Consider the following 21,229-nt stretch of genomic DNA (forward strand, 5'->3'; position numbering starts at 1 on the left):
GAAGGGGGCGTCGACGATGCGTTTCACCATCAAGGCCAAGCTGGCGCTCGGCTTCTCGGCCACGCTGCTTCTCACCGCCGCCGCGGGCGGCGTCGGCTACCGGGGACTGACGGCCGACGAGGAGGCGATGAAGTACGTGGTCAGCCGGGCGGAGGTGCAGAACCTCGTTCTCGACGCCAAGGCCCACGCGCTGCGCGACAATTCCAACGTCCGCGCCGCGGTCATCAGCCCCGACGACGCCCAGATGGCCGAGTTCGCCAAGCGTGCCGCCGACAGCCGCACGGCCGGCCTCGCCGCCATGGCGCAGGCCAGGACCTACATCACGTCCGAGGAAGGCCGGCGCCTGTTCGACGATCTGTTGGCGAAGTACGAGACCCAGCGGTCGGTCGGCCTGCGGACCCTGGAGCTGACCCAGCAGAATTCGAGCATCCGCGCCCTGGCGGAGATCGAGGCGGTCGGCCGGCCGGCGATGGCCGCGCTGCGGTCCGACCTCGACGCCCTCGCCGGCAGCCGCTCCGGGACCGACGACGAGGTGGCGCGGTCCGCCGCCCTGCTGGAGGTCCGCGTCGAGCGCGCCTGGGGTCAGCTCCAGTCGGCGCTGGGGGCCTCCACCGTCGCCGCGCTGGAACAGCGGGTCGCGGCGGCCAGGCGGACCCGCGAGGAGATCGGCCGGGCCTTCGACGGCCTCGTGGGTCTGGGCGGCCTCGGGGCGGGCAGCGCCGAGGGGCTGCGGCAGAAGTTCGGCGCCTGGTCGGGCTCGTTCCAGAAGGCGCTCGCCACCGTCGAGACCGGCTCGTCGATCAGGGCGGTCGAACTCGCCTCGGGCGACTACGCGACCGCGACCACCACGGCGTTGCGCGCCTTCGATGCCCTGGCCGAGTTCCAGAACCGCCGGATGACCGGCGCGGTGGCCACCGCCCGCTCCGAGGCGGCCCAGGGGCAGACCGCCCTGGTCGCCGTGGTCGCCGCCGCGCTGCTCCTCGGCCTCGGGCTGGCGACATGGCTCGCCGTGTCGATCTCCCGCGGGCTCGGCCGGGCCGTCGCCCTTGCGGACGCGGTGGCGGCGGGCGACCTCAGCCAGACCGTGAGCGGGACCTCCCGCGACGAGATCGGCGACCTCGTGGCGGCGATGAACCGCATGACCGCCAATCTCGGCGCGACGGCGGGCCTCGCCACCGCGATCGCCGGCGGCGACCTCACCGTCGCGGCCAAGCCGCTGTCGGACAGGGACACGATGGGGCTCGCCTTGCAGACGATGCTGGAGCGGCTGCGCGCCGTGGTGGCGGACGCCACGCATGCGGCATCGAACGTGTCGGCAGGCTCGCAGGAGCTGTCTGCGTCGGCCGAGCAACTGTCTCAGGGCTCGACCGAGCAGGCGTCCTCGACGGAGGAGGCGTCCGCCTCGATGGAGGAGATGGCCGCCAACGTGCGCCAGAACGCCGACAACGCCGGCCAGACCGAGACGATCGCGCGCCAGTCGGCGCGGGACGCCGAGGCCAGCGGCGCGGCGGTGATCCAGGCCGTCGAGGCGATGCAGACCATCGCCCGCAAGATCACCATCGTGCAGGAGATCGCCCGCCAGACCGACCTGCTGGCCCTCAACGCCGCCGTCGAGGCCGCCCGCGCCGGCGAGCACGGCCGCGGCTTCGCGGTGGTCGCCTCCGAGGTCCGCAAGCTCGCCGAGCGCAGCCAGGCGGCGGCGGCCGAGATCGGCACGCTGTCGGACGACACCGTGGCCGCGGCGCGCTCGGCCGGCGAGCGGCTGGGGCGTCTGGTGCCCGACATCAAGCGCACGGCCGCGCTGGTCGAGGAGATCACGGCGGCCTGCCGCGAGCAGGATGTCGGCGCCGCCCAGATCAACCAGGCGATCCAGCAGCTCGACAAGGTCACGCAGCAGAACGCCAGCGCCTCCGAGCAGGTCTCGGCGACCTCCGAGGAGCTCGCCGCCCAGGCCGAGCGGCTGCAGGCGACGATCGCGTATTTCCGCCTCGAAGCCGCGCCGGCCCCGGCGCTCGACGCCTCGCTGGCGCAGTTGCGCGGCGCGGCCACCCGGATGGCGGCCCCCGCGACCGCCCGGCCGCGCCCGGCAGGGGCGGGACGCAAGCCCGCCCGCAGCGCCGCGGGCGGCGGCTTCGCCCTCGACATGGGCGAGGGCGACGCCCACGACGCCGAGTTCCGGCGCTCCGCCTGACGAGCCACGGCGGGGATCGGTCCCCGCCCCCCGAAGCCACCGGCCGCGGCCGGTCCGACCGCTGGAGCGCCGCGATGGCGAGCGTGTGGCAGTACCTGACGCTGGGCCTGGGGCCCGAGACCTTCGGGATCGACGTCGAGCACGTCCACGAGATCCTCGACTACCGTCCGGCGGCGGCGCTTCCGCAGGCGCCGGGCTCGCTTCTGGGGATGATCGACGTGCGCGGGCAGAGCTACCCGGTCGTGGACCTGCGCGTGCGGCTGGGTCTGGCGCCGGCGGCGCCGACGCCGGCGACGCGGATCATCCTGCTGCACGTTCCGGTTCGGGGACGGCCGCTGCGGGTGGGTGTGGTGGCCGACCGGGTGATCGAGGTGACCGAACTGGACAGCGCCGAGATGGAGGCGGCGCCCGAGGTCGGCGGGCGCTGGCGGTCGGACTACATCGCGGGGATCGGACGGCGGGGCGAGAGCTTCGTGGTGGTGTTCGACCTCGCCGCGCTGCTGGCCGGCGAGGACGGCGCCCTCCTCGCCCCCGAGATGGCGGCCTGAGCGCCGTGCCGGCCGCCGAGACCCTGAGCGACCGCCACTTCCGGGCGGTCGCCGACCTGATCCAGGACCGGGTCGGGATCCAGATCCCGGACACCAAGCGCACGATGCTGGAGGGCCGGCTGCGCAAGCGGATGCGGGCCCTCGACCTCGACAGCCTGGACGCCTACGGCCGCCACCTGTTCGAGGCCGGGCACCTCGCCGACGAGTTCGTGCATCTGGTCGATTGCGTCACCACCAACAAGACCGACTTCTTCCGCGAGCCGGCGCATTTCGATTGCCTGCGCGACGAGATGGTGCCGCGCCTGTCCCGCCCCGGGCGGGCGATACTGAAGGTGTGGAGTGCCGCCGCCTCGACGGGGGCGGAGGCCTACAGCCTCGCGATGGCGCTCGACGCGATGGCGGTGGACGGGGCCGGGCCCGGCTACGTCGTGCTCGGCACCGACGTCTCGATGGAGGTGCTGCGGGTGGCCTCCGCCGGCATCTACCCGACCGCGATGCTGGACGCGGTGCCGCCGCTCCTGCGCCGGCGCTACGTGATGACCGCCCGGGATCCGGCGCGGGCGGAAGGGCGGATCGTGCCCGAGCTGCGCCGGAGGGTGCGGTTCCGACACCTCAACCTGATGGACGACGCCTACCCGGTCGACCGCGACGTCGACATCGTGTTCTGCCGCAACGTGCTGATCTACTTCGACAAGCCGACCCAGAAGGCGGTGCTGACGCGGCTCGCCGGGCACCTGCGCCCCGGCGGCTACCTCGTGGTCGGCCATTCCGAATCGATGGCGGGCACCGGGGTGCCGGGCCTGATCCAGGATGCGTCGACCGTGTTCCGCCGGACCAAGGATCCGCTGCCGTGACCAGGGACGCTCCCATCCGCGTGCTCATCGTCGACGATTCCGCCTCGGTCCGGCAGACGCTGACGGGGATCCTCGAAGAGGCGCCCGACATCGCGGTCGTCGGTACGGCCGCCGACCCGTTCGCGGCGGCGCGGCGGATCCGGGACGAGGTTCCGGACGTGCTGATCCTCGACCTCGAGATGCCGCGCATGGACGGCCTCACCTTCCTGCGCAAGATCATGGCGCAGCGGCCGATTCCCGTGATCGTGTGCTCGACGCTGACCGAGCGCGGCTCGCGGACGCTGTTCGAGGTGCTGGAGGCCGGCGCCGTCGACGTGCTGCCCAAGCCGCGGGTCGATACCCGCGAGTTCCTGGTCGAGTCGTCCGAGCGGCTCCGCGACGCCGTGCGGGCCGCCGCCCGCGCCCGGCCGCGTCCGGCCCGGAGCGCGATGCGCCCGGTCGAGGCCAAGCTGTCGGCCGACGCGGTGCTGCCGCCGCCGCTCCCCGGGCGCACCGTCGCGGCCTCCGACCGGGTGGTGTGCCTGGGCGCCTCGACCGGCGGGACGGAGGCCCTGCGCGACGTCCTCGAAGCCCTTCCGGCGGCCTGCCCGGGGATCGTCATCGTGCAGCACATGCCGGCGCACTTCACCGCCGCCTTCGCCCGGCGGCTCGACGGCCTGTGCGCGATCGCCGTCAAGGAGGCCGAGGACGGCGACGCGGTCCTGCCCGGCCGTGCCCTGGTGGCGCCGGGCGGGCGGCACATGCTGCTCCAGCGCAGCGGCGGGCACTACACGGTGTCGATCCGCAACGGGCCGCTGGTCTCGCGGCACTGCCCCTCGGTCGACGTGCTGTTCCGCTCGGCGGCCCAGGCGGCGGGGGGCAACGCCCTGGGCATCCTGATGACCGGGATGGGCGACGACGGCGCCAACGGGCTGCTCGAGATGCGCCGGGCCGGCGCGCACACGATCGCGCAGGACGAGGAGAGCTGCGTCGTGTTCGGCATGCCCAAGGAGGCGATCGGGCGCGGCGCCGCGGTGCGAACCGCGCCCCTCGACCGCCTCGCCGCCGAGATCATGCGGTTCTCGGCTCAGTCCAGGCCGGCTTCGCGGCCGGGAGCCTGAGCGCCGATCGCCGGAACGGACCCTGCGGGATCGCGGCGATCGCCCGTGCGGGCGCCGAAGCGATGCCGGTCCCGGCTTCGCTCCCGCGCCGCGCGGGCTGGCGAGACGGTGGCGGCCGGAGGGGTACGGCCCCGATCCGGGGCCCGGTCAGCCGAGCTTGAACTTGCCGAGGTTGCGGTGCTCGGCCTGGATGCGACGGACGGTGCCGGTGTAGGAGCGGTAGACGATGGTCTCGGTGTGGATCACGTCGCGGCCGAAGCGCACGCCCTTGAGCAGCGCGCCGTCGGTGACGCCGGTCGCCGCCACCACCACGTCGCCGCGGCAGAGGTCGTCGACCGAGTAGATCCGGTCCGGGTCGGTGACGCCCATCTTGGCGGCGCGGTCGCGCTTCTCCTGGGTGTCGAGGATCAGCCGGCCCTGCATCTGGCCGCCGATGCAGCGCAGGGCGCCGGCCGCCAGCACGCCCTCGGGGGCGGCGCCGATGCCGAGATAGATGTCGACGCCGGTCTCCTCCGGCATGCTGGTGAAGATCACCCCGGCGACGTCGCCGTCGGAGATCAGCCGGATGCCGGCCCCGGTCCGGCGGATCGCCGCGATCAGGTCGGTGTGGCGCGGCCGGTCGAGGACGAGGGCGGTGATCTCGGAGGTCGGGACGCCCTTGGCCTTGGCGACCGCCTGGATGTTCTCCTCGGGGGTCGCGTCGAGGTGGACGATGCCGGCCGGGTAGCCGGGGCCGACCGCGATCTTGTGCATGTACACGTCCGGCGCGGCGAGCAGCGTGCCGCCCTCGGCCATCGCCATCACGGCGATCGAGCCCGGCATGTCCTTGGCGCACAGGGTCGTGCCTTCCAGCGGGTCGACCGCGATGTCGACCTTCGGGCCCGACCCGTTGCCGAGGCGCTCGCCGATGAACAGCATCGGCGCCTCGTCGCGCTCGCCCTCGCCGATCACCACGGTGCCGTCGATCGGCAGGCTGTTCAGCTCGCGCCGCATCGCGTCGACGGCGGCCTGGTCGGCGGCCTTCTCGTTGCCCTGGCCGCGCAGGCGGGCGGCCGCCACCGCGGCCCGCTCGGTGACGCGCACCAGTTCGAGGGTGAGCATCCGCTCGATGACGAGGCTCGGGCTGGTCTTGGTCGCGTCGGACATTGCTTGGCTCATCCCCACTGCGTGTCGCCCGTCTTAGGGCAGGTCGGGCTCCGCTTGAAGCTCGACCGTATCGTCGTTCCGCGCCGTTATCCCGTCATTCCCGCTCGATGCGGATGACCTGCGGCGGCTCGGCCAGGAACCCGTCGCTCGCCATCGCGTCGAGGCTGGCGCGGATCGCGGCCTCGGTCGCCGCGTAGGTGATGAGCACCAGCGGCACCGGCATGCCGGACCGCCCGCGCCTGTCCTGGGTCGCCGCGACCTCGGACCGGCGCTGCAGGATGCTCTCGAGCGAGATCTCGCGCTCGGCCATCCGGGTCGCGACGCCGGCGGCGACGCCGGGACGGTCGTGGACCGAGAGGCGGATGTAGTAGCCGCCCTCGTGGCGCTGCATCTCGGCCCGGGCCGGCGGCGCCAGCGCCGTCGCCGGGCGCCCGAAGGCCGGGGCGGTGCGCCCCGCCGCGAGATCGGCGATGTCGGCGACGACCGCCGAGGCGGTCGCCTCGCCGCCGGCGCCCGGCCCGATCAGGGTCAGCTCGCGCAGGGCGTCGCTGTCGATGGTGACCGCGTTGGTCACGCCCATCACCTGCGCGATGGCCGAGGATTTCGGCACCATCGTCGGGTGGACCCGCTGCTCGATTCCCGCGGAGGTGGCTTCCGCCACGCCGAGCAGCTTGATCCGGTAGCCGAGCTCGTCGGCCATGCGCAGGTCGAGGGGCGTGATCGCCGAGATGCCCTCGACCGAGACGCCGTCCGCGTCGGGCGCGGTGCCGAAGGCGAGGCTGGTGAGGATCGCGAGCTTGTGGGCGGTGTCGAAGCCCTCGACGTCGAAGGTCGGGTCGGCCTCGGCGTAGCCGAGGGCCTGCGCGTCCTTCAGGCACGCCTCGAACGTCAGGCCCTCAAGCTCCATCCGGCTGAGGATGTAGTTGCAGGTGCCGTTGAGGATTCCGTAGACCCGCGAGATCGCGTTGCCGGCGAGCGCCTCGCGCAGGACCTTGATGACCGGGATGCCGCCGGCGACCGAGGCCTCGCAGGCGAGGGACACGCCGGAGGCTTCCGCGGCCCGGGCGAGGGCGAGGCCGTGATGGGCGAGCAGCGCCTTGTTGGCGGTGACCACCGGCTTCCCGGCGGCGAGCGCCGCCTCGACGGTCCGCTTGGCCGCGCCCTCGGCGCCGCCGATCAGCTCGACGACGCAATCGACCTCGCCCGAGCGCGCCAGCGCCACCGGATCGTCGAACCACGTCACGCCGGAGAGGTCGAGGCCGCGGTCGCGGCTGCGGTCGCGGGCCGAGACCGCGGTGACCCGGATGGTCATGCCGGTGCGCGACAGCGCCTCCCCGCGGCGGGCGATCATGCGGATGACGGAGGCTCCGACCGTTCCGAGGCCGGCGATGCCGAGGCGGAGTTCCTGTGTCATGGTCGAGCATCCTCAGCATCATCCGCCGCGCCGCCCCGCATGCCAACGGGGCGATGATGCACGATCCGGGCCCGGGCGGACGGACCCGGGCGGGCCGCCGGGGCGGCCCCGCGGGCGGCGTCCTTCTGCAACGGTTCAGGTCCCCGCGCAAGGAAGCCCGGCCGGTTCGCGCTCCACGGTCCCTGCCGCTACGTCGCGTGGCCGGCCGGACCGAGCCGGCGGGCGGTGCGGACCAGCCCGTAGAGCACGACGGCGTTGAGCAGGTGCCAGAGCCAGTGCGTGCCGACGGGAACCGCGGCGCACAGGCTCGGGTCGAGGGTGCGGGCTCCGAGGGAGGCCGCGAAGACGAGGCCGAGACCGATCAGCGCCCGTCCCGCCCATCGCCGGCCGGGGGGCGCCGCGGCGAGCCCGGCCGCGCCGACGCCGACCAGCGCCAGGGCCGCCGGGGCGTAGTCGATCGAGCCGTTGGTCGCCGGCCCGAGCGGCGTGCCGGCGAGGGCCGACAGGGCGGGCTCGAACCCGGCGGCGGCGGCCGCGAAGGCGAGGGTCGCGGCCACGCCCGCGACGGCGCCGAGCCCGAGGAGGCGCCGGACCATCACCAGGAAGGCGGCGTGGATGAACACCGCGATCGGGATCACGTCGGCGAGCATCGACCAGCGCACGGCAAGCGTGTGGAACAGCGTGCTGCCGACGCCGATGACGGCGACGAGCCCGGTCAGGGCCGCCGCGGTGGCGTCGCGCCGCCCCCGGCCCTCCCGCCACAGCACCAGGGCCGCGACCAGGAACGCGGCGTTCGAGACCGCGTTCAGCGGCTCGGCCCACACCTCCGGGCCGGTGCGCTCGCAATAGGCCCGCACCGGCTCCCACCACCCGCCCGCCATCGCCCGTCCTTCGAGATTCGCCCCCGCCTTGCCAGCGCGTCGCGAAACCCCGATGACGGGCCGCGCCGGCCCGGCCGGCGGCAGCCGTCGCGCGGGGCGAGATGCGGATCACCACCTGGAACGTCAATTCGGTCAAGCAGCGCCTCGGCCACCTGCTCGGCTTCCTCGACGAGGCGAAGCCCGACATCGTCTGCCTCCAGGAGCTGAAATGCGTCGACGACGCGTTTCCGCGCACCGAGATCGAGGAGGCCGGCTACGTCGTCGCCACCCACGGCCAGAAGGCGTTCAACGGCGTCGCGCTGCTGGCCCGCCGGCCGCTGCCGCTCCAGGACATCCGCCGCGGCCTGCCGGGCGACCCCGAGGACGTGCAGGCCCGCTACATCGAGGCCGGCATCCCGACGCCGGGGGGCGTGCTGCGGGTCGCCTCGATCTACCTGCCGAACGGCAACCCGGTCGGCACGCCGAAATACGACTACAAGCTCGCCTTCCTGCGCCGGCTGCACGCCCATGCCCGGGCCTTGCGCGAGAGCGAGGAGTTCGTGGTGCTGGCCGGCGACTACAACGTGATCCCGGAGCGCGCCGACGCCGCCGACCCGGATGCCTGGATCCACGACGCGCTGTTCCTGCCCCAGAGCCGGGCGGCGTTCCGGGCCCTGCTCAACGAGGGCTACACCGACGGCCTGCGGGCCTGCGACGAACGGCCGGGGGTCTACAGCTTCTGGGACTATCAGGCCGGCTGCTGGCCCCGCAACCAGGGCATCCGCATCGACCATCTGCTGCTCTCGCCCCAGGCCGCCGACCGTCTGGTCTCGGCCTCGGTGCAGAAGCACCTGCGCGGCCTCGACAAGCCGTCGGATCACGTGCCGGTGACGGTGGATCTCGACCTGGACTGACCTATATGCCCCTGGGTCAAAGACGGGGGGAGGTGCGCATGATCCTGTACGGCACCGGGCTGTCGCCCTTCGTGCGCAAGGTGCTGGTCGTGCTCGCCGAGAAGGGCGTGCCGTTCGAGCACGTCCCGCTGCGCTTCCACGATCCCGATCCGGACTTCCAGGCCGCGAGCCCGGTCGGCAAGATCCCGGCCATCGACGACGACGGGTTCCGCCTCGCCGATTCCTCGGCGATCATCCACTACCTCGAGCGCGGCCACCCGGCGCCGGCGCTGCTGCCGGCGGATGCGCGCGACCTCGGCCGGGCGATCTGGTTCGACGAGTTCGGCGATACCGAACTGTTTCCGGTGCTGATCAAGCCTTTCGTGCACCGGGTGCTGCGGCCCAAGCTCATGAAGATGCCGGGCGACGAGGCGGTGGTCGAGAAGGCCCTCACCCGCGAATTGCCGCCGCTGTTCGACCACATCGAGGCGCAGATCGATGGCCCGTTCCTGGCCGGCGACCGCTTCAGCCTCGCGGACGTGTCGGTGACGGTCGGGTTCGCCAACCTCGCGATGGCCGGGGAGGAGGTCGATGCCGGGCGCTGGCCGCGGCTGGCCGCCTATGTCGCCGCCACGCTGGCGCGGCCCTCGTTCCGGACGGCCCTGGCGGCCCGCCGCGGATAGCCCGTGCCTCCGCGCGGCCTACCGCGCGCGGGCGGTGGCGCTGCGGCGGTAGAACCCGTCGACCTGGGCCTGGGCGTCGGCGCGGTCGCGCTCGGAGGTCGCGGCGAGCGCCTGCTCCTGCAGGCCGACGATCCACTGGTCCTTCGGCCCCTCGGCGGCGTCGCGGGCGAGCGTCAGCCAGGCGAGGCCGCGGGCGCGCTGGACCGGCACCCCCTGGCCGTTCATCAGCAATTGCCCGAGCAGCGCCTGCGCCGCCGGATGGCCCTTCTCGGCCGCGAGGTTGAACCAGCGCGCCGCCTGCCGCGGATCCTGGGTCACGCCGGTGCCGTCGAGGTAGAGACGGGCGAGGTTGTACTGCGCGTTCGGGTCGCCGAAATACGTCGCCGCGTAGTTGAACATGTCGTAGGCGCGCTCGACGTTGGGCTGGACGTAGGAGCCCTTGATCCCGTCGAGGAAGTAGCGGCCGAGCGCCGTGAACGCGCTCGCCACCACGGTCGCGTTGGTCGAATCCGGGCCGTCGTCGGCGTTCTCGTCGGCGATCTTGGAGAAGAACTCGAACGCCTTGAGGTCGTCGTGCGGGACGCCGTCGCCCTCGGCATACATGCGGCCGAGCTTCCACAGCGCCAGGGCGTGGCCCTGGCCCGCGGCGTATTCGAGGGCGCGGGCCGCCCCTTCCTTGTCGCCGGCATTGTAGTCGCGCACGCCCGTCCGCACCGCCTCGCGGGCGTTGCGGTAGGCCCCGGCCGGCGGGACCGGGATGCGGGCCGTCGCGTCGAGCGCGACGGCCGGGCCGGGGAGCCCCGGCCCGAGGAGACCCGAACCGAGCAGCACCGCAGTCAACAGGAGCCCGCGGCCGGCACGGCCGGAGCCGTCCCTAGATGTCCGCATAGGACAGGATCTCCTGGGCGCCGCCCGGATGGGTCACGGCCCCGTTCACGGCGGGTCCGACGGTCTGGGCGTACTTCCAGAGGTAGCCGGAGGTGGAATCGTTGGCGCGCGGCTGCCAGGCCGCCCGGCGCCGGGCCAGCTCGTCGTCCGACAGGTCGACCGACAGGATGCCCTGGATCGCGTCGAGATGGATGACGTCGCCGTCCTCGAGCAGCCCGATCGGCCCGCCGACCGCCGCCTCCGGCCCGACATGGCCGACGCAGAAGCCGCGGGTCGCGCCCGAGAACCGGCCGTCGGTGATGAGCGCGACCTTGTCGCCCATGCCCTGGCCGTAGAGGGCGGCGGTGGTCGACAGCATCTCGCGCATGCCGGGGCCGCCCTTCGGGCCCTCGTAGCGGATGACGAGGACGTCGCCCTCGGCGTACTGGCGGTTCTTGACCGCCTCGAAGCAGGCTTCCTCGTTGTCGAACACCCGGGCCGGGCCGGTGAAGACCTGCTTGTCCAGCGGCATGCCCGCGACCTTCACGATCGCGCCCTCGGGGGCGAGGTTGCCGCGCAGGCCGACGACGCCGCCGGTCGGGGTGATCGGCTGGTCGGCCGGGCGCACCACGTCCTGGTCGGGGTTCCACGCCACCTTGGCGAGGTTCTCCGCGATGGTGCGGCCGGTGACGGTGAGGCAGTCGCCGTGCAGGTAGCCGTGGTCGAGCAGAGTCTTCATCAGCAGCGGGATGCCGCCGACCTCGAACATGTCCTTGGCGACGTAGCGCCCGCCGGGCTTCAGGTCGGCGACGTAGGGGGTGCGCTTGAAGATCTCGGCGACGTCGAACAGGTCGAAGTGGATGCCGCATTCATGGGCGATCGCCGGCAGGTGCAGGGCCGCGTTGGTCGAGCCGCCGGAGGCCGCGACGACCGTGGCGGCGTTCTCCAGCGCCTTGCGGGTGACGATGTCGCGGGGGCGGATGTTCTTGGCCACGAGCTCCATCACCATCTCGCCGGCGGTGGCGCAGAACCGGTCGCGGATCTCGTAGGGAGCCGGCGCGCCCGCCGAGTAGGGCAGCGCGAGGCCGATCGCCTCGGAGACGGTCGCCATCGTGTTGGCGGTGAACTGCGCGCCACAGGCGCCGGCGGACGGACAGGCGACCTGCTCCAGCTCGTCGAGGTCGTCGTCGCTCATCGCGCCGACCGAGTGCTTGCCGACCGCCTCGAACAGGTCCTGCACCGTCACCGGACGGCCGCGGAACGAGCCCGGCAGGATCGAGCCGCCGTAGATAAAGATCGACGGCACGTTGAGGCGCACCATCGCCATCATCATGCCGGGCAGGGACTTGTCGCAGCCGGCGAGCCCGATCAGCGCGTCGTAGGCGTGGCCGCGCATGGTCAGCTCGACCGAATCGGCGATGACCTCGCGCGAGGGCAGCGAGGCGCGCATGCCGCGATGGCCCATCGCGATGCCGTCGGTGACCGTGATGGTGCAGAACTCGCGCGGGGTGCCGCCGGCGGCGGCGACGCCCTTCTTCACCGACTGCGCCTGGCGCATCAGCGAGATGTTGCACGGGGCGGCCTCGTTCCAGCACGAGGCGACGCCGACCAGCGGCTGGTGGATCTGCTCGCGGGTGAGCCCCATCGCGTAGAGGTACGAGCGGTGCGGCGCCCGCTCCGGCCCCTCGGTGACGTAGCGGCTCGGCAGCTTCGACTTGTCGGTGGTGTGACGCGCGTCCATGGCCTTGTCCCGTACCCGTTCTCTCTTCCGGCGGACCGGTTCGTCCGGTCCTTCGACGTCGCCCGGCCTGCAACCGAACCCGGCGAAGCCCGTTTCCCCCTGTGGTTCCCTGTCTGGTTCCGGAACAAACATGGTTTCTCCATGTCCGGTCCCGTAGGCTGCTGCATGACAGTCTCGACCGACCGTCATGCCTTGTTCCCGTGCACTCCCTCCCCTGCACGAACCGTTTCCGGCCGCAGGCCGGACCGCCACGCACCGCGGCCGGACGACTCGTCCGCCAGGGTCGGAAGCGGGCTTGGAAAGATTCGATCGGGCCCGATAAACCGCTGAGACCACAATCTCTTAGACGTGGCCGTTGAGGTGCCGCCGGTTTATGGCGGGATCGCGGCGGGGGCGGGCAGGCCCTGAGGCAAACCTGGGATGGTTTCGCGGTGTTGCCACCCCGCCACAGCTAAGCTTGCGGCGGGGCGACGGCGGAACCGGGACGGAGCGCTCAGGCGTAGCGGGGCGAGGCGACGCGCTGGCGCAGGCCGGCGATCAGCGCCCGCAGGGTGTCGGCGATCGAATCGTTCGAGTCGGGCCGGGCGGCGATCCGGTCGTGGACGAAGGACAGCTTGCCGATCACCGACGGGGTGAGCCGGAACGGGTAGAGGTCCGACTGCCCCATGCTGCGGTTGAGCGAGTTCATCGCGAAGGTCAGGGGCAGCCACGCCTCGATCAGGCGGCCGAACTCGTGCCGGTAGGGATCGAGATCGATGCGGGCGCCGAGGTCGAGCCCGGTCCGCAGTTTCGGCTCGACCCGCAGACCGAAGCTGCTCGCGGTCTCGAGCGTGTCGACGATGTGCATGTAGTGCGCCCAGGTCTCGGCGAAGTCCTCCCACGGGTGGGAGGTGGCGTAGGACGAGACGAAGTGCTCCTGCCAGCCCTCGCCGGGGCCGTGGGCGTAGTGGCGCTGGAGCGCGAGGCCGTAATCGGCGCGCTCGTCGCCGAACACCGCCCGGAACCGCGGCAGGCACGGGTCGTGCCGGACCAGCACGTTCCAGAAGTAATGCCCGATCTCGTGGCGGAAATGCCCGAGCAGGGTGCGGTAGTGCTCGCCGAACAGGGTGCGGCGACGCTCGCGCTCGACGTCGTCGGCCTCGGCGAGGTTGAGGGTTATGAGGCCGTTGTCGTGGCCGGTGAGCACCGGCGGCCCGAGGAGATGGGCCTCGGACGGATCGACCAGGAAGTCGAAGGCGAGGCCGGCCGGGTCGCTGCGCCGGTCGGCAAGCGGCAGGTTCATGCGCAGCATCGAGTAGAACAGCCGGCGCTTGGCGACCTCGATCTCGCGCCAGCGCACGAGGTTCCAGTCGACCGAGAGGTCGGGCACCACCCGGTTGTGCCGGCAGGCGAGGCAGTAGGACTCGCCGGAGGCGGCCGGGACCAGCCAGTTGCAGGCGCCGAACCCGGCATTGGCGCACAGCCGGTAGCGGCTGGCGGGTTCAGCGAAGGCCCGCCACGCCTCGCCCTCGGGCTCCAGGGCGACGAGGTCGGTCCGGAGCGGATCGTAGCCGACCGGCCGCTCGCAGCTCTCGCAGCGCGCATGCTCGAAATGCAGCGGCTGCTCGCAGGCTTGGCACTGGAAGATCTTCATGGGTGCGTCCGTGGCCCGAGCGCCGGGGGTTGCCGCCGCAGCGCAGCGCCTCGTCTCTCAGTAAGGTCTAGCCCTGCGTCAGGTTCCGAGTCGATCCACAGGCGGCACGAGTCTTGCGAAACTCGGCCGGGACGGTTTTCCTCCGGGGGCATGCCGAACCCGAGTGTCCGCCACGCGAAAACCCGCTGCTGACGACCGGGGCCTGCCCGTGTAGAACCCTGCCCTCCGAGGACATCCTTCCGAAGTACAGCCGCGAGACAGTTGGAGTCGCCGTGTCGATCAAGGCCGCCCTGCATCATGTGACGTCGTACACCTATGACCGACCCGTCACGCTCGGCCCGCAGGTGATCCGGCTGCGCCCGGCTCCGCATGCCCGCACCCGGATCCTGAGCTACGCCCTGAAGGTCGAGCCGGCCAACCACTTCGTGAACTGGCAGCAGGACCCCAACGGCAACTGGCTCGCCCGGCTGGTCTTTCCCGAGCAGACGACGCGCCTGCGGATCGAGGTCGACCTCACCGCCGACATGTCGGTGATCAACCCGTTCGACTTCTTCGTCGAGGACTACGCCCAGACCCGGCCCTTCGCCTACGACGAGGACCTGCGCGACGAGCTCGCCCCCTACCTCAAGGTCGAGGAGACCGGGCCCGCCGTCGACGCCCTGATGGAGCGGCTGCCGACCGAGCCGAACACGGTGCAGTTCCTCGTCGCGCTCAACACCCTGGTGCGCGATTCGGTCTCCTACGTGGTGCGGATGGAGCCCGGCGTGCAGACGCCGGACGAGACCCTGACCAAGGCGAGCGGGTCGTGCCGCGACTCGGCGTGGCTGCTGGTGCAGGTGCTGCGCCGCCTCGGCCTCGCCGCCCGCTTCGTCTCCGGCTACCTGATCCAGCTCGTCCCCGACACCACCGCGGTCGACGGCCCGGCCGGCACCAGCACCGACTTCACCGACCTGCACGCCTGGGCCGAGGTCTACGTCCCGGGCGCCGGCTGGATCGGGCTCGACGCCACCTCCGGCCTGCTCTGCGGCGAGGGCCACATCCCGCTCGCGGCGGCGCCGCATTACCGCACCGCCGCGCCGATCGCCGGCCTCGCGGGCCCGGCCGAGGTCGAGTTCGGCTTCGAGATGACCGTCTCGCGCATCGCCGAGGCGCCGCGGGTGACGCGCCCGTTCTCCGACGAGGCATGGTCCGAGATGGACGCCCTCGGCGACCGCATCGACGGCGACCTCGACCGCCAGGACGTGCGCCTGACCATGGGCGGCGAGCCGACCTTCGTGTCGGTCGACGACTTCGAATCGCCCGAGTGGAACACCGCCGCGGTCGGGCCGACCAAGCGCGGGCTCGCCGACACCCTGATCCGGCGCCTGCGCGACCGCTTCGGCCCCGGCGGCGCGCTGCATTACGGCCAGGGCAAGTGGTACCCGGGCGAGAGCCTGCCGCGCTGGGCCTTCGGCCTGTACTGGCGCCGCGACGGGCAGCCGGTGTGGAAGAACCCCGACCTCATCGCCTCGGAGACCGGCCCGCGCGAGGCCGGCCCGGCCCAGGCCGAGCGGTTCGCCCGCGGCCTCGCCCGCCGGCTCGGCCTCGACGGCTACGTCCAGCCGATGTTCGAGGATCCGGACTACTGGTCGAAGCGCGAGGCCGAGCTTCCGGTCAACGTCACGCCGCTCGCCCCGAAGGTCGGCGATCCGGAATCGCAGGCCCGGATGGTGCGGGTCTACAAGCGCGGCGTCGAGACCCCGGTCGGCTACGTGCTGCCGCTCACCAACCTCGCCCTCGGCGCCGACCGGGTCTGGGTGTCCGAGCGCTGGGAGATGAAGCGCGGCGCGATCTATCTCGCCTCGGGCGATTCGCCCGCCGGCCTGCGCCTGCCGCTGGCCTCGCTGCCCTTCGTGCCGCCGGAATCCTACCCCTACTACACGCCCCAGGACGCGCTCGAGCCGCGCGGCAAGCTGCCTGAGGGCGGCAAGGCCCAGCGCGCCGCGACCCTGAAGGGCGTCGCGGTCCGCACCGCGCTCGCGGTCGAGCCGCGCGACGGCGTGCTGTGCGTGTTCATGCCGCCGCTGGAGCGGGCCGACGAGTACCTCGTGCTGCTCGGCGAGATCGAGGCGGTGGCGGCCGAACTCGCCCTGCCGGTCCACGTCGAGGGCTACGAGCCGCCCTACGACCCGCGCCTGAACGTCATCAAGGTCACCCCCGATCCCGGCGTGATCGAGGTCAACGTCCATCCGGCCAAGACCTGGCGCGAGGCGGTGGACATCACCACGGGCCTCTACGCCGATGCCCGCGAGACCCGGCTCGGCGCCCAGAAGTTCATGACCGACGGCCGCCACACCGGTACCGGCGGCGGCAACCACGTCGTGCTCGGCGGCGCCACCCCGGCCGATTCGCCGTTCCTGCGCCGGCCCGACCTGCTCAAGAGCCTCGTCCTGTACTGGCAGCGCCACCCGTCGCTGTCCTACCTGTTCTCGGGTCTCTACATCGGCCCGACCAGCCAGGCGCCGCGGATGGACGAGGCGCGCCACGACGGCCTGTATGAACTCGAGATCGCCCTCGCCCAGGTCCCGGCGCCGGGGGCGCCGGAGATCCCGCTCTGGCTCGTCGACCGGCTGTTCCGCAACGTCCTCGTCGACGTGACCGGCAACACCCACCGGGCCGAGATCTGCATCGACAAGCTGTACTCCCCCGACGGGCCGACCGGACGGCTCGGCCTGCTCGAGTTCCGCTCGTTCGAGATGCCGCCGGACGCCCGGATGAGCCTCGCCCAGCAATTGCTGCTGCGCGCCCTGATCGCCTGGCTGTGGCGCGAGCCGCAGGAGGGCGGGTTCGTCCGCTGGGGCACCGCCCTGCACGACCGGTTCATGCTGCCGCACTTCCTGTGGCAGGACTTCCTCGGCGTGCTCGGCGACCTGCGGGCGGCGGGCTACGCCTTCGATCCGCGCTGGTACGAGGCGCAAGGCGAGTTCCGCTTCCCGGTCTTCGGCCGCGTCGACCACGACGGCGTGAAGCTCGAACTGCGTCAGGCCCTCGAACCCTGGCACGTGCTCGGCGAGGAGGGGTCGATCGGCGGCACGGTGCGCTTCGTCGATTCCTCGGTCGAGCGGCTCCAAGTCAAGGTCGAGGGCTACACCCCGGGCCGCCACGTCGTCGCCTGCAACGGCCGCCGGCTGCCGCTGACCGAGACCGGGCGCTCCGGCGAGCTGGTGGCGGGCCTGCGCTTCAAGGCGTGGCAGCCGGCCTCGGGCCTGCACCCGACGATCCCGGTCCACTCGCCGCTGACCTTCGACATCATCGACGCCTGGAGCGGGCGCTCGCTCGGCGGCTGCGTCTACCACGTCTCGCATCCGGGCGGGCGCAACTACGAGACCTTCCCGATCAACACCTACGAGGCCGAGGGGCGCCGCCTCGCCCGGTTCCAGGAGCACGGCCACACCCCGGGCCGGATGGCGGTGCCGCCGGAGGAGTTCCGGCGCGAGTTCCCACTCACCCTCGACCTGCGCGCGCCGCCGGCCCGATGAGCGGGGCCGCGCGCGCGGCGGATCCGGGGCCGGCCGCCGCGATCGATCCGGCGGCCGAACCCGGAGCGGATCCGGCCTCCGACACCCCGGCGGCGCGGATCGCCCGCTGGTGCGGCGCCTACGCGCCGCTGCCCGGCGTGCCCGACGAGATGATCGGGCCGGACGGGACGATCCGGCCGGCCTGGGCCCGGTTCCTCGACCGGCTCGGCGCCCTGCCGGAGTCCGAGATCGTCGCGCGCTTCGCCTCGGCCGGGCGCCACATCCACGACACCGGCGTCGCCTACCGGGTCTACGGCGAGACCGCCGAGCGCGACTGGCCGCTCGGCGTGCTGCCGCTGCTGGTCGAGGCGGACGAGTGGCGGGCGATCGCCGCCGGGGTGGCGCAGCGCGCCGCGCTCCTCGAAGCGGTGCTGGCCGACGTCTACGGCGAGGGGCGGCTGACCGCCGAGGGGCTGATTCCGGCCGCCGCGGTCGCGGCGAGCCCGGAATACCTGCGCCCGCTCCACGGCGTCGCCCCGCCCGGCGGGCGCCACCTCCACCTCTACGCCGTCGACCTCGCCCGCGGGCCCGACGGCGGCTGGCGGGTGCTCGCCGACCGCACCCAGGCGCCGTCGGGCACCGGCTACGCCCTCGAGAACCGCCTCGTCCTCGCCCGCGCCCTGCCGGACGTCTACAACGCCCTCGACGTCGAGCGGCTGGCGCCGTTCTACCACGCCTTCCGGGCCGGGCTCGCGGCGGCGGCGCAGCGGGTCGAGCCGCGGATCTGCCTGCTGACGTCGGGCCCCTACAGCGACACCTATGTCGAGCAGGCGGTGCTGGCGCGCTATCTCGGCCTGCCGCTGGTCGAGGGCGACGACCTCCTGGTGCAGGACGGCCGGCTGCACGTGCGCACCGTCGCCGGGCTCAAGCGCGCCGACGTGCTGTGGCGGCGGGTCGACGGCGACTTCGTCGATCCCCTGGTCCTCAACCCGACCTCGCGGCTCGGCGTGCCCGGCCTCGTCGAGGCTCTTCGGGCCGGAACGGTCGCGATGGGCAACATGCCCGGCTCCGGCCTCGTCGAGGGCGCGTGGCTGAGCCCGTTCCTGCCGGCGCTGGCCGAGCGGCTCCTCGGCGAGGCACTGCGCCTGCCCGGCCTGCCGGCGTGGTGGTGCGGCGACCCCGCCCAGCGGGAGGCGGCGCTCGCGCGCCTCGACGACCTGACCCTGCGCCCGGCGGCCCAGCAGGCCCAGGGCGCCTTCACCAGCCGGGCCTTCGGCGCCGCCCGCGACCCCGACGAGACCGCCCGCCTCGCCGCGGCCCTGCGCGACCGGCCCGGCGACTGGGTCGCCCACGAGCGCATCGCCCTCTCGACCGCGCCGGTCTGGGACGGCGCCGGGCTGGTGCCCCGGCGCTTCGTGCTGCGGGTCTTCGCCGCCTGGACCCCGGACGGCTGGGAAGTGATGCCCGGCGGCTTCTGCCGCATCGCCGAGCACGCCGACGTGCAGCCGGTGGCGATGGGCGCCGGGGTGCGGGCGGCCGACGTCTGGGTGCTGTCCGACGCCCCGGTCGAGCCCGCGACGATGCTGCCGCCGGCGGACCGGGCGCCGGTGCGCCGGGTGCCCGGCCTGCTGCCGAGCCGGGCGGCCGACAACCTGTTCTGGTTCGGCCGCCACCTGGAGCGGGCCGAGGCGATGGTGCGGCTCGCCACCGCGCTCCTCAACGGCGCCGGCGCGGTCTCGCTCGCGCGCGAGGACGTCGACACCTCGGCCCGGCTGCGCCACCTGCTGCGGGCCTGGGGCGCGGTGCCCTCGGCCGAGGGTCCGGCGGCGCTCCTCGCCGCCCAGGCGCTGTCGGGGGGCGAGTTCTGGGGCTCGGCCCTGGCCCATGCCCGCTCGGCCCGCGGCAACGCGGCCTCGCTGCGCGAGCGCCTGTCGGGCGAGGCGTGGCGGGCGGTGAGCCAGCTCCTCGCCGCCCTCGACCCCGCCGGCCCGGCCGATTCCGAGGCCGCCCTGCTCGACCGCGCCGAGCGGGCGCTGGCTGTGACGGCGGCCCTGTCGGGGCTCGCCCAGGAGAACATGAACCGCGCCGGCGGCTGGCCGTTCGTGGAACTCGGCCGGCGGCTCGAACGGGCGGTCAACACCTGCCGCTTCGCCGGGGTCTTCGCCGGCGACGGCGCCAGCACCGACGACCTCGGCGTGCTGCTCGAACTGGTCGATTCGCGCATCTCCTACGGCGCGCGCTACATCCTCGGCGTCGCCCTCGCGCCGGTACGGGACATGGTGCTGCTCGACCCCTACAACCCGCGCTCGGTCGCCTTCCAGGTCGAGCGCATCCGCGAGCGCCTCGCCGACCTGTCCAGCCTGCGCCGGGACGGGATGCCGGAGCGCCAGACCCGCCTCGTCCTCGCCCTGTCGGGCGAGATCGCCAGCACCGAGGCCGACACCCTCTCGCCGGCGGTGGCGGAAGCCTGGGAGGCACGGCTGTGGTCGGTGGCCGAGGCGGTCGCGGCCCGCTACTTCCCCGGCACCTCCGAGGCCGAGCGGCCCGAGACCCTGGTCGCCCTCGCGTGATCTACACCCTGCGCCACCTCACGGCCTACGCCTACCGCAACACGGTCGGCCACGCCCTCTGCTCCCTCCGCCTGACGCCGCAGAGCGGCGACGGCCAGGAGGTGCTGTCCCACGCCATCACGGTGACGCCCGGCCCGGAACGGCGCGACGACGCCCGCGACTTCTTCGGCAACCGCGCGGTGACGGTCACCGTCACGCAGCCGCACCGGTCGTTCCGGATCGAGGCGCGCTCGCGGGTCCGGGTCGAGCGCCCGGCCCCGCCGGATCCCGCGACCGGCCCGTCCTGGGAGAGCCTGCGCGAGGCGGTTCTCGCGTCGCGCGACCTCGGGGCGGAGTCGCCGCTCCACGGCCTCGCGCCGAGCCGGCGCGTCCCGCTGGTGCCCGAGGTCAGCGACTACGCCCGCGAGAGCTTCCCGCCCGGCGGCGGCGCGGTCGCGGGCGCCCTCGACCTGATGCAGCGCATCCGCCGCGACTTCTCCTTCGACGGCGGCGCCACCGACGTGGCGACCCCGCTCGCCAAGTCCTTCGCCCTGCGCCGCGGCGTGTGCCAGGACTTCTCGCACATCATGATCGCGGGCCTGCGCGGGCTCGGCCTGCCGGCGGCCTATGTCAGCGGCTACCTGCGCACCCTGCCGCCGCCCGGGATGAAGCGCCTCGAAGGCGCCGACGCGAGCCATGCCTGGGTCGCGCTGTGGTGCGAGGGACGCTGGCACGGCTTCGACCCGACCAACGGCATCGCGGCCGGCAACGACCACGTCGTGGTGGCGCGCGGGCGCGACTACGCCGACGTCGCGCCGGTCAGCGGGATCATCTCCGGCTCGGGCGCCCAGACGCTGCGCGTCGCCGTCGACGTGGTGCCGGAGGACGAGGAGGCGTAAGCCGGTCGCCGCCTGCTGCCGCTCCGGACTTGACAGCGGTGGCTCTGGCACGGAAAAGGCGCGTGTGAATTATTCCCACATCATCGCTGGCATCGCGGGTCCCGCCTGGCGCCAACCCTCCCCCCTCCGCGGGGGAGGGTGGCGAGCGGATGCGAGCGCAGCGGGACGAAGTCCCGCCGAGAGGGGACGCCGCTTCTGGAGGGGGCGCGACCTTGATGTAGGGCGCCACCTGGATCAGCGTCGCGCTCCCCTCTCGCGGGACTTCGTCCCGACCCGCCCCGCTTCCGCGGGGCACCCTCCCCCGCAGAGGGGGGAAGGTAAGAGCGGCGCTCTCCCGGCAATCGGGACGGCCCC

15 protein-coding genes are annotated in these 21,229 nt (G+C 73.3%); 9 read left to right on the forward strand and 6 right to left on the reverse strand.

The genetic code is table 11. From position 1 onward, the window contains the following. Positions 1–16 precede the first annotated feature (16 nt). The 4 genes from EOE48_RS01360 to EOE48_RS01375 all read left to right on the forward strand — a co-directional run bounded on the left by EOE48_RS01360 (position 17) and on the right by EOE48_RS01375 (position 4,693). Entirely contained in the window at positions 17–2,191 is a 2,175-nt protein-coding gene (locus EOE48_RS01360) for a HAMP domain-containing methyl-accepting chemotaxis protein (RefSeq protein WP_127726966.1), read from the forward strand. A gap of 74 nt (positions 2,192–2,265) precedes the next feature. Next, positions 2,266–2,739: a chemotaxis protein CheW gene (locus EOE48_RS01365; protein WP_127726967.1), complete on the forward strand. Its 474-nt coding sequence runs from the start codon at positions 2,266–2,268 to the stop codon at positions 2,737–2,739. Between the two features lie 5 nt (positions 2,740–2,744). Further along, the gene (locus EOE48_RS01370) at positions 2,745–3,593 is read left to right on the forward strand and encodes a CheR family methyltransferase (RefSeq protein WP_246153889.1); all 849 of its coding nucleotides are present in this window, start codon (positions 2,745–2,747) and stop codon (positions 3,591–3,593) included. Then, positions 3,590–4,693: a protein-glutamate methylesterase/protein-glutamine glutaminase gene (locus EOE48_RS01375; protein ID WP_127726968.1), complete on the forward strand. Its 1,104-nt coding sequence runs from the start codon at positions 3,590–3,592 to the stop codon at positions 4,691–4,693. The genes EOE48_RS01370 and EOE48_RS01375 overlap by 4 nt, the downstream gene beginning before the upstream one ends. Positions 4,694–4,840: 147 nt before the next feature. Here EOE48_RS01375 and glpX read toward each other — a convergent pair whose 3' ends face one another. From glpX to EOE48_RS01390, 3 genes are all read right to left on the reverse strand, one after another. Continuing rightward, positions 4,841–5,839, reverse strand: coding sequence for a class II fructose-bisphosphatase (gene glpX / locus EOE48_RS01380; protein ID WP_127726969.1), 999 nt, complete (start codon positions 5,837–5,839; stop codon positions 4,841–4,843). 94 nt (positions 5,840–5,933) lie between these two features. Further along, positions 5,934–7,253, reverse strand: a complete 1,320-nt coding sequence (locus EOE48_RS01385; protein ID WP_127726970.1) for a homoserine dehydrogenase — start codon at positions 7,251–7,253, stop codon at positions 5,934–5,936. 188 nt (positions 7,254–7,441) lie between these two features. Then, positions 7,442–8,134 (reverse strand): ceramidase domain-containing protein, encoded by a 693-nt coding sequence (locus EOE48_RS01390; protein WP_127726971.1) that lies wholly within the window; start codon positions 8,132–8,134, stop codon positions 7,442–7,444. Between the two features lie 101 nt (positions 8,135–8,235). Between EOE48_RS01390 and xth the strand changes: the two genes are divergently transcribed. After that, complete coding sequence (xth, locus tag EOE48_RS01395; RefSeq protein ID WP_127726972.1) at positions 8,236–9,027, forward strand: exodeoxyribonuclease III; 792 nt, start codon at positions 8,236–8,238, stop codon at positions 9,025–9,027. A gap of 38 nt (positions 9,028–9,065) precedes the next feature. Beyond that, positions 9,066–9,689, forward strand: coding sequence for a glutathione S-transferase family protein (locus EOE48_RS01400; RefSeq protein WP_127726973.1), 624 nt, complete (start codon positions 9,066–9,068; stop codon positions 9,687–9,689). An 18-nt stretch (positions 9,690–9,707) separates the two neighbouring features. Here the strand turns inward: EOE48_RS01400 and EOE48_RS01405 are convergent, their stop codons facing one another. From EOE48_RS01405 to EOE48_RS01415, 3 genes are all read right to left on the reverse strand, one after another. After that, a complete protein-coding gene (locus EOE48_RS01405; protein WP_127726974.1) occupies positions 9,708–10,577 on the reverse strand; it encodes a tetratricopeptide repeat protein in 870 nt (289 codons plus the stop codon). After that, positions 10,564–12,297: a dihydroxy-acid dehydratase gene (ilvD, locus tag EOE48_RS01410; RefSeq protein WP_127726975.1), complete on the reverse strand. Its 1,734-nt coding sequence runs from the start codon at positions 12,295–12,297 to the stop codon at positions 10,564–10,566. Before ilvD ends, EOE48_RS01405 begins: the two co-directional genes overlap by 14 nt. Positions 12,298–12,790: 493 nt before the next feature. Beyond that, entirely contained in the window at positions 12,791–13,930 is a 1,140-nt protein-coding gene (locus EOE48_RS01415) for a zinc-binding metallopeptidase family protein (protein WP_127726976.1), read from the reverse strand. Between the two features lie 272 nt (positions 13,931–14,202). On the opposite strand from EOE48_RS01415, the gene EOE48_RS01420 reads away from it, so the two are divergent. Genes EOE48_RS01420 through EOE48_RS01430 form a run of 3 tightly spaced genes read left to right on the forward strand, consistent with a single transcriptional unit; the run spans position 14,203 to position 20,875 of the window. Further along, entirely contained in the window at positions 14,203–17,448 is a 3,246-nt protein-coding gene (locus EOE48_RS01420; RefSeq protein ID WP_127726977.1) for a transglutaminase family protein, read from the forward strand. Further along, positions 17,445–19,997 carry a circularly permuted type 2 ATP-grasp protein gene (locus EOE48_RS01425; protein ID WP_127726978.1) on the forward strand — a complete coding sequence of 851 codons (2,553 nt, stop codon included), beginning with the start codon at positions 17,445–17,447 and terminating at the stop codon, positions 19,995–19,997. Before EOE48_RS01420 ends, EOE48_RS01425 begins: the two co-directional genes overlap by 4 nt. Next, a complete protein-coding gene (locus tag EOE48_RS01430; protein ID WP_127726979.1) occupies positions 19,994–20,875 on the forward strand; it encodes a transglutaminase family protein in 882 nt (293 codons plus the stop codon). Before EOE48_RS01425 ends, EOE48_RS01430 begins: the two co-directional genes overlap by 4 nt. Positions 20,876–21,229: the final 354 nt, after the last annotated feature.

The organism is Methylobacterium oryzihabitans (assembly GCF_004004555.2).
GTDB classification, from domain to species: domain Bacteria; phylum Pseudomonadota; class Alphaproteobacteria; order Rhizobiales; family Beijerinckiaceae; genus Methylobacterium; species Methylobacterium oryzihabitans.

Excerpts from the sequence above, each read along its gene's own strand:
- EOE48_RS01360 (WP_127726966.1), top strand. The coding sequence starts at position 17 with ATGCGTTTCACCATCAAGGCCAAGCTGGCGCTCGGCTTCTCGGCCACG.
- EOE48_RS01365 (WP_127726967.1), top strand. The coding sequence starts at position 2,266 with ATGGCGAGCGTGTGGCAGTACCTGACGCTGGGCCTGGGGCCCGAGACC.
- glpX (WP_127726969.1), bottom strand. The coding sequence starts at position 5,839 with ATGTCCGACGCGACCAAGACCAGCCCGAGCCTCGTCATCGAGCGGATG.
- EOE48_RS01385 (WP_127726970.1), bottom strand. The coding sequence starts at position 7,253 with ATGACACAGGAACTCCGCCTCGGCATCGCCGGCCTCGGAACGGTCGGA.
- EOE48_RS01390 (WP_127726971.1), bottom strand. The coding sequence starts at position 8,134 with ATGGCGGGCGGGTGGTGGGAGCCGGTGCGGGCCTATTGCGAGCGCACC.
- xth (WP_127726972.1), top strand. The coding sequence starts at position 8,236 with ATGCGGATCACCACCTGGAACGTCAATTCGGTCAAGCAGCGCCTCGGC.
- EOE48_RS01400 (WP_127726973.1), top strand. The coding sequence starts at position 9,066 with ATGATCCTGTACGGCACCGGGCTGTCGCCCTTCGTGCGCAAGGTGCTG.
- EOE48_RS01405 (WP_127726974.1), bottom strand. The coding sequence starts at position 10,577 with ATGCGGACATCTAGGGACGGCTCCGGCCGTGCCGGCCGCGGGCTCCTG.
- ilvD (WP_127726975.1), bottom strand. The coding sequence starts at position 12,297 with ATGGACGCGCGTCACACCACCGACAAGTCGAAGCTGCCGAGCCGCTAC.
- EOE48_RS01415 (WP_127726976.1), bottom strand. The coding sequence starts at position 13,930 with ATGAAGATCTTCCAGTGCCAAGCCTGCGAGCAGCCGCTGCATTTCGAG.
- EOE48_RS01425 (WP_127726978.1), top strand. The coding sequence starts at position 17,445 with ATGAGCGGGGCCGCGCGCGCGGCGGATCCGGGGCCGGCCGCCGCGATC.